Here is a 6302-nt window from a genome sequence, read left to right as displayed (position 1 = left end):
ACCCCCGCCGCCCCGCTTCCGCCTTTGTCCCCATCACCACTCCCCACGGCCCGACCCCCCGCGGGCGGGGGGCGCCCCCGCGCCCGCCCCCCCTCCCCGATCACGCCCTGGCGGTCACCAACCGGCCCTGCCCGCAGTGGACTTGCTGTCCACCGTGTCGACCTGGGGGCCGGAACTGGTCCGGATCAGCGGTGTTCCCGCCGGGGTGATCGCCTCCCGCACCGTCCGTACCGGTCGCGCCGCGGGCTCCTCGGCCCCGAACGCGTCCAGCAGCAGCACCAGGTTGTGCGGCAGGACCGGCCGCGGCTGCCCCGGCCAGTAGCAGTCCGTCGCCCGGACCTCCCGGCTGCGGCGGCCGCCCGTACCGGTCACCGGACCGGGCACCACCTCGACGTCCGGCCGCCATCCGCGCCCCGGCCACAGGTGCTCCAGGCGCAGCTCCCAGGTGTCGGCGTCGACGACCAGGGACTCCCCCACCGCACCGGCCAGCACCAGGACCCCGTACGGGGTACGGACCACCGCCCGTTGCTCGAAGTCGGCGTCCTTGCCGACCACCGTGATCCGCCACGCTCCGTCGACGAACATCCGCCGGACCGTCAGGCCTTGCGGCGGGCGGCGACCCGGCGCGCCGCCACGACGAGCCCGGCACCGCCGACCAGGGTCGCGGCACCGGCCACCGCGAGGCCGGTGTTGCCGCCGCCACCGGTCTGCGCGAGCGCCGGCGCGGCGGAGGCGGAGGCACTCGCCGAGGGCGAGGCGCTGGGGTGCGCGGCGGGCGAGGACGGGCTCCCCGACGGGCTCCCGCTCGGCGTCGGCGTCGCCGTCCGACTGGCGGTCGGCGTCGGCGTCGGCGTCGGCGTCGGCGTCCCAGGCTTGGTCAGGGTCGGGGTCGGCGTCGGGGTGCCCGTCGGCGTCGCGGAGGGGCAGAGCGGCACGTCGGCGATCTGCTGGTCGATGTGGGTGTCCGCCAGGGTGTAGCGCCACCGGTCGCCGTGGCCCGAGTAGCCGACCGTCACCTTGGCGGTGCCGTGCCCGGCGATGGTGCCGTGGTGCTCCTCGGTGCCGCCGATCAGGCTGAGCGTGTAGTCGCCCGCGTCCTGGTAGTTGTTGCCGAGGACGACCTCGACGTGACCGGCGTCCGTCCGGCAGCCGACCGTCAGCGAGGCGTCGCCGGGGTGCCAGGCGAAGGCCTGCCCGGTCCCGGCCAGGGCCAGGGCGGCGACCGCACCACCGGTGACCGCGGCAGCGCGGCGTACGTGCTTCATCTGTGCTTCTCCTCGGAGGGTTCAGGGCGTTCGTGGGGGCCACGAGGGCCGCCCCGGCCGCGCCGTCCGTGGGAATCGGCGGGCACCCGGGGCAGCACCGGACGGCCCCGACGGGCCGCCACCGTCAAGTACGGCCCACCCCCGCCCGGAGGTTCATCCCCGCACACACCACCGCACCGAACCGCTCAGAACCACCAGCCGGCGAAGGTGACCATGCCGAGCACCGCGAAGGCTCCCAGCAGCAGGCCGACGAGGCCGATGCCGAGGCAGAACCACGGCCCGCTGTCGTCGTCGGACGCGTTCGGCCGGTAAGGGTCGGACACCTGGCCCCACTGGACCGGGCGGCCTTCCTCCGCGGAGGCCGCGGCACGGAGTTCGGCCAGCCGGGCGCGGGCGGTCTCGGTCGACGCGGTGCGCTCGGAGGTGCGCCAGGCGAGCGCCCGCATCCGGCGCCGCGGATCGGCGTAACGGCCCTCGAAGGCCGCGGTCTCGGCCTCGTCCCGCTCCTCCTCCAGGTAGGCCCAGCGGCCCGCCTCGACCGGCTCCCCGTACAGCCGGTAGACCTCGGCCAACCGGCGCCGGACCGTGAGGTCCGCCGGGTAGCGGCCCACCAGGCTACGCAGGCGTTGGCGGGCGACGGGTATCCGGCCGGCGCGGAGGTCCGCGTCGACCTTCGCGAGGGTGGTCTCAACTGTCACCGGAGCATCGTGATCGACGAAGAAGCGCTGGTCAAACGGGTTTCCGTGCCCGCACCCCAACCACCACCGGCCACCCGGGCGAGAAAGTAGTTGATAGGCAACAATGATTCTGCCGAGGCCCGCCGAGGCCCGCCGAGGCCTCCGGGGCCTGGTGACCAGGGAGGCCTATCCCGACGACAAGCGGCGTAAGGTCGTGCACGTCACCGACCCCACCCGCCGAAGTCCCTGACGGCGCCAGCGGCCCAAGGAAAGCGCCCCCATGTCCGTACTCGGCACCCTGCTGCGCAACCGCCGCCCGGAAGAACGCACTTACGCCTGGAACCAGCCCTGCCTGGACGGCCCGGAGACCCTCACCCTCACCAGCCGGGACTTCACCGACGCCGGCCTCCTGCCCACCCGGCACAGCGGCACCCGGGTCGGCGGCGAGAACCTCTCCCCCCACCTCGCCTGGAGCACGCCCCCGGCGGGAACGGCCGAACTCCTGCTCGTGGTCGAGGACATCGACGTCCCGCTGGGCTCGAACCCCGCCGTCCACTGCCTCGCCCTGCTCGACGGGCCCCACCTGCCGAGCCCGCAGGAGCTCGCCCCCGGCGCCCTCGCCAAGTCCGCCCCCGCCCCGGGCGTGACCCTGCTGCGCTCCTTCATCGGCCGCGGCTACCACGGCCCCGAGCCGCTCAAGGGCCACGGCCCGCACCGCTACGTCTTCGAGCTCTACGCCCTCGCCGAGCCCCTGCCGAACCGCGCCGCCCTCCCGAACACCCGCCCCCGCCGCCTCCTCACCTCCCTCACCACCCCGGTCCTCGCCCGCGGCCGCATCACCGGCACCGGCGAACGCTGACCCCCGGCCCGGCCCCGCCCGGCCGCGCGCCCACCCGGTGGGTCGGTCACCCGGTGGATCGGTCACCAGGGCAGCGGGCCCTCGGCGTCGCGGTAGGTGCCGGTGGGGCCGTCCGGGGTCAGGCAGGCCATCCGGACGATGATCCCGGCGCCCTGCTCGACGGTCTGGATACCGGTGTTGCCGTTGAGGTCCGTCTTCGTGAAGCCGGGCTCGACGGCGTTGATGCGGATGTGCGGGAACGCCTTGGCGTACTGCACGGTGATCATGTTGACGGCGGCCTTGGAGGCCGGGTAGGCGACGCCGGGGTAGGCGTAGGTGGGGGTGCCCGCAGTGGTGACGCGGGTGAGCGAGGCCAGGCCGCTGCTGAGGTTGACGACGACGGGGGCGGCGGAGCGCTGCAGCAGCGGGAGGAACGCGTGGAGGACGCGTACCGTGCCGAACACGTTGGTCTCGAACGTGCTCCGCATCAGGTCGGCGGTGACGTCGGCGGCGCCGATGACGCGGTTGTCCGCGTCCCGCTCCTCCACGCCGGCGTTGTTGACCAGCACGTCCAGGCCGCCGTCGGCCTCGACGGTCCTCGCCGCCGCGGTGACCGAGGCGTCGTCGGTGATGTCGATGACGACCGGCCGCGCGCCCAGCCGCTCGGCGGCGCGACGCCCGCGCTCGGGGTCCCGGCTGCCGACGTACACGGTGTGGCCTGCGGCGATGAGTTGGCGGGCGGTCTCGAAGCCGAGGCCCTTGTTCGCTCCGGTGATCAGTGTGGTGGTCATGCCTCCACGATGCTGCGCGGCGACACCGTCAGCCAGGCGTCCGGTCTTCCTGGGACTGCCGGTACCAGGCACCTGCGGGTGGGGCGGTGCACAGTGGTGGCATGGCGACCACGGAGTTCGGGCGGACGGTACGGCGCTGGCGCGACCGGGTCCCGCCGGAGGCGGCCGGCCTGCCGGCGGGCGGCCATCGGCGCGCGGCCGGACTGCGCCGGGAGGAGCTGGCGCTGCTGGCCGGGATCTCGGTCGACTACGTCACCCGCCTCGAACAGGGCCGGGCGGCCAACCCGTCGGAGCAGGTCGTCGAGGCGCTGGGGCGGGCGCTGCGACTGAACGCGGAGGAGCGTGAGCACCTGTTCCGGGTCGCCGGGCTGGTGGCGCCGGGACGCGGCACGGTGCCCGCCTACATCACGCCCAGCGTGCAACGGATGCTGGACCGGCTGACCGGCACACCCGTCGCCGTCCACGACGCGGCGTGGACGCTGCTGCTCGCCAATCCGCTCTACACCGCGCTGATGGGTGAACGGCACGGCAAGGAGCGCAACGGAGCGTGGCGGAACTTCCTCGGCGAGGGCAGCCGGGTCCGCCACACTCCGGAGTCCCGGCGGGCGTTGGAGACCGCCGTCGTCTCCGACCTGCGGGCGACGGCGGGCCGCTACCCGGCGGACCAGCGGCTGCGGCGCCTGATCGCCGATCTGCGCGGCAACAGCGAGCGGTTCGCCGAGCTGTGGGACTCCGGCGCGGTGGGGCACCAGGAGGCCTCGCGCAAGACCGTCGACCACCCGGAGGTGGGACCGCTGACGCTGGACTGCGACGTGCTCAGCGTCGCGGGCAGCGATCTGCGGATCATGGTCTACACGGCCGAACCCGGCACCGAGGACGCCGAGCGGCTGGCGCTGCTGGCGGTGATCGGCACCCAGACACTGGCAGGCCGCCCCAGCACCAGCACCAGCGTCGGCACCGGCACCGGCACCGGCATCAGCACGGGCACCGGCGTCGGCACCGGCGTCGGCACCGATTCGTGACGTGCCCCTGCCTAGTTCGTTCGCGCCCCGGTGTGGTGGGATGTGCTCGAAGGGTGACGAACGCAGGTGGGGGTGCGTGGTGCGGAGCGGACGACTGCTGGGCCTGGACGGGGACGCGGCGAATCTGGTTGCCGTGGGGCTGGTCCGGCTGGGGACCGAGGAATGGCTGGGGGCGACGGGCGGGGCGCCCGCCTGGGTGGGCGGGCTGCGCGCGGCCTCGTTCGCGGACGCCTGGCTGTCCTTCGGCGACACCGCCGCCCCCGGGCTGCGGGTGCCGGCCTCGGCGGTGGTACCCGCCGTCGTCGAGCAGGCCGCCGAGCTGCTGCTGCGCTCCTGCGGGGACGACGCGGCGACGGCGCTCGGCTGGCTGGGCCAGCGCTCCGCCGAGGCCCGCGAGGAGGCCGAGCGGGAGGACCAGGCCCACCCCGCCGAGCCCTGCGCGCTGACCCTGGTGTGGCACGGCGTCCAGGCGCTGACCGCCGAGGACGGACCGGCCCACCGCCTCCGCGCCCAGGAGCGGGCCGAGGCCTACGTCCGGGAGCGCCACCGCCGCCAGGACACCCTGGCGCTGGTGCTGTGCTGCGCCCGGATCGCCGCGGCCGCGCTGGTGGAGCTCAGCGAGGGCGACCCGGCCCGGGTCGACGGCTGGCTGGAGCAGGACGCGGCGCGCGCGATGCCCCTCGTGGCCCCCGTCCCCCTGTGGGTGCCGGGCCGCCCCTGACGGCCGGCCCTGGTCCCGGCGGGCCGGGGCGCCGCCTCGGCCCCTGCTAGAAAGGGTTCAGGCACTCGGCAGCAGGAGCCGTGACAGCCCGTACTGGAACCGGCTGTCGAAGGAGACCGCGACCACGAGGTGACGCGCCGGCAGGAACGGTCCTCCCGGCTCAGTCCCGGGTCACCTCGACGCCGGGGCCTGGCCTGCCAGCCAGGCCCGCCAGACACGACGGGTGTTCGGCAGGTCGGGGCGGTCCAGGAGCCAGCGCACGTACCCTGCCTGGCAGCGGGCCCACGGGCTGTCGGATTCGACCGCGCGGTCGAGCCTGCCACGCAGGTCGGCACTGTCGACGGCCCGGGCGACCCGCACGTACTCGCGGTCCTTGCAGCGGTACGCGCGGTGGACGACGATCTCGACCAAGTCGGTGAGCTTCGCCCTGATCGCCTCCGGCTGGTGGGCCAGGGCCAGGTCCCGGAGAAGACTCTGCTTCGTGCCCCACGCCTTCGCATGGTGGGTCCACTCCTGCGGGTATCTCGCTTCCCACTCCAGGAAGAGCAACGCGTAGGGCAGCCCGGGCCAATGCGCCAGATCCCCGCTCGCGGGGCGACCCCACAGCCCGTCAGGCAGCGAACGTCCCCGCGCTCGGCCATACCTCCGGCGCGCCTCACGGAAGGCCGGCTCCTGGTACTGCTCCTCCGCCCCCAGGGGCATCGTCAGCCGCCACAGCTCATTGCACCGACCGAGCGCGTCCTCGACCTGCCTCTGTGCCTCAGCCAGTTGGTCAAGCGCTGCACTTCTCACCGCCGGATCATCCGCTATCAGTCCGAACGCCCAGCCCAGCCGCTCGCCCCAGGCACAAGCGTCGTCCGCACCTGGACTACCTGCCTCTTCCGTCACGCAGGGGATCATCCCCCATCAAAGTGATCGCGCTACACCCAAAGTTGCTCGGAGTGGGGTTGTTGTGGGGGGGGGTGGTGAGGGAGCGGGAGGTGGAGGT

At 74.4% G+C, this 6302-nt stretch carries 8 protein-coding genes; 3 read left to right on the top strand and 5 right to left on the bottom strand.

Annotated features, from left to right (window positions below):
- Positions 1 to 114: 114 nt before the first annotated feature.
- The 3 genes from ACFWXO_RS02855 to ACFWXO_RS02845 form a co-directional block, all read right to left on the bottom strand.
- Positions 115 to 585 (bottom strand): hypothetical protein, encoded by a 471-nt coding sequence (locus ACFWXO_RS02855; RefSeq protein ID WP_380521658.1) that lies wholly within the window; start codon positions 583 to 585, stop codon positions 115 to 117.
- Positions 586 to 596: 11 nt separating this feature from the next.
- Positions 597 to 1265, bottom strand: a complete 669-nt coding sequence (locus tag ACFWXO_RS02850) for an LPXTG cell wall anchor domain-containing protein (RefSeq protein ID WP_380521655.1) — start codon at positions 1263 to 1265, stop codon at positions 597 to 599.
- A 185-nt stretch (positions 1266 to 1450) separates the two neighbouring features.
- A complete protein-coding gene (locus tag ACFWXO_RS02845; RefSeq protein ID WP_375884050.1) occupies positions 1451 to 1963 on the bottom strand; it encodes a DUF6584 family protein in 513 nt (170 codons plus the stop codon).
- A 259-nt stretch (positions 1964 to 2222) separates the two neighbouring features.
- Here ACFWXO_RS02845 and ACFWXO_RS02840 point away from each other — a divergent pair, with 259 nt between their 5' ends.
- Positions 2223 to 2801: a YbhB/YbcL family Raf kinase inhibitor-like protein gene (locus ACFWXO_RS02840; RefSeq protein WP_380521652.1), complete on the top strand. Its 579-nt coding sequence runs from the start codon at positions 2223 to 2225 to the stop codon at positions 2799 to 2801.
- Positions 2802 to 2863: 62 nt separating this feature from the next.
- On the opposite strand, the gene ACFWXO_RS02835 is transcribed toward ACFWXO_RS02840, so the two are convergent.
- Entirely contained in the window at positions 2864 to 3571 is a 708-nt protein-coding gene (locus tag ACFWXO_RS02835) for an SDR family NAD(P)-dependent oxidoreductase (RefSeq protein ID WP_380521650.1), read from the bottom strand.
- Positions 3572 to 3672: 101 nt separating this feature from the next.
- Between ACFWXO_RS02835 and ACFWXO_RS02830 the strand changes: the two genes are divergently transcribed.
- Together ACFWXO_RS02830 and ACFWXO_RS02825 are read left to right on the top strand one after the other, a co-directional pair.
- Positions 3673 to 4593 carry a helix-turn-helix transcriptional regulator gene (locus tag ACFWXO_RS02830; protein WP_380521648.1) on the top strand — a complete coding sequence of 307 codons (921 nt, stop codon included), beginning with the start codon at positions 3673 to 3675 and terminating at the stop codon, positions 4591 to 4593.
- Positions 4594 to 4669: 76 nt separating this feature from the next.
- The gene (locus ACFWXO_RS02825; RefSeq protein WP_380521646.1) at positions 4670 to 5314 is read left to right on the top strand and encodes a hypothetical protein; all 645 of its coding nucleotides are present in this window, start codon (positions 4670 to 4672) and stop codon (positions 5312 to 5314) included.
- A gap of 171 nt (positions 5315 to 5485) precedes the next feature.
- On the opposite strand, the gene ACFWXO_RS02820 is transcribed toward ACFWXO_RS02825, so the two are convergent.
- Positions 5486 to 5863: a hypothetical protein gene (locus tag ACFWXO_RS02820; protein WP_380521644.1), complete on the bottom strand. Its 378-nt coding sequence runs from the start codon at positions 5861 to 5863 to the stop codon at positions 5486 to 5488.
- Between the last annotated feature and the right edge of the window lie 439 nt (positions 5864 to 6302).

The sequence above is a fragment of the Kitasatospora sp. NPDC059088 genome, assembly GCF_042738155.1.
Classification (GTDB): Bacteria; Actinomycetota; Actinomycetes; order Streptomycetales; family Streptomycetaceae; genus Kitasatospora.
The sequence above is the reverse complement of the archived record's forward strand: the minus strand, read 5'-3'. Positions and strand labels throughout refer to the sequence as shown.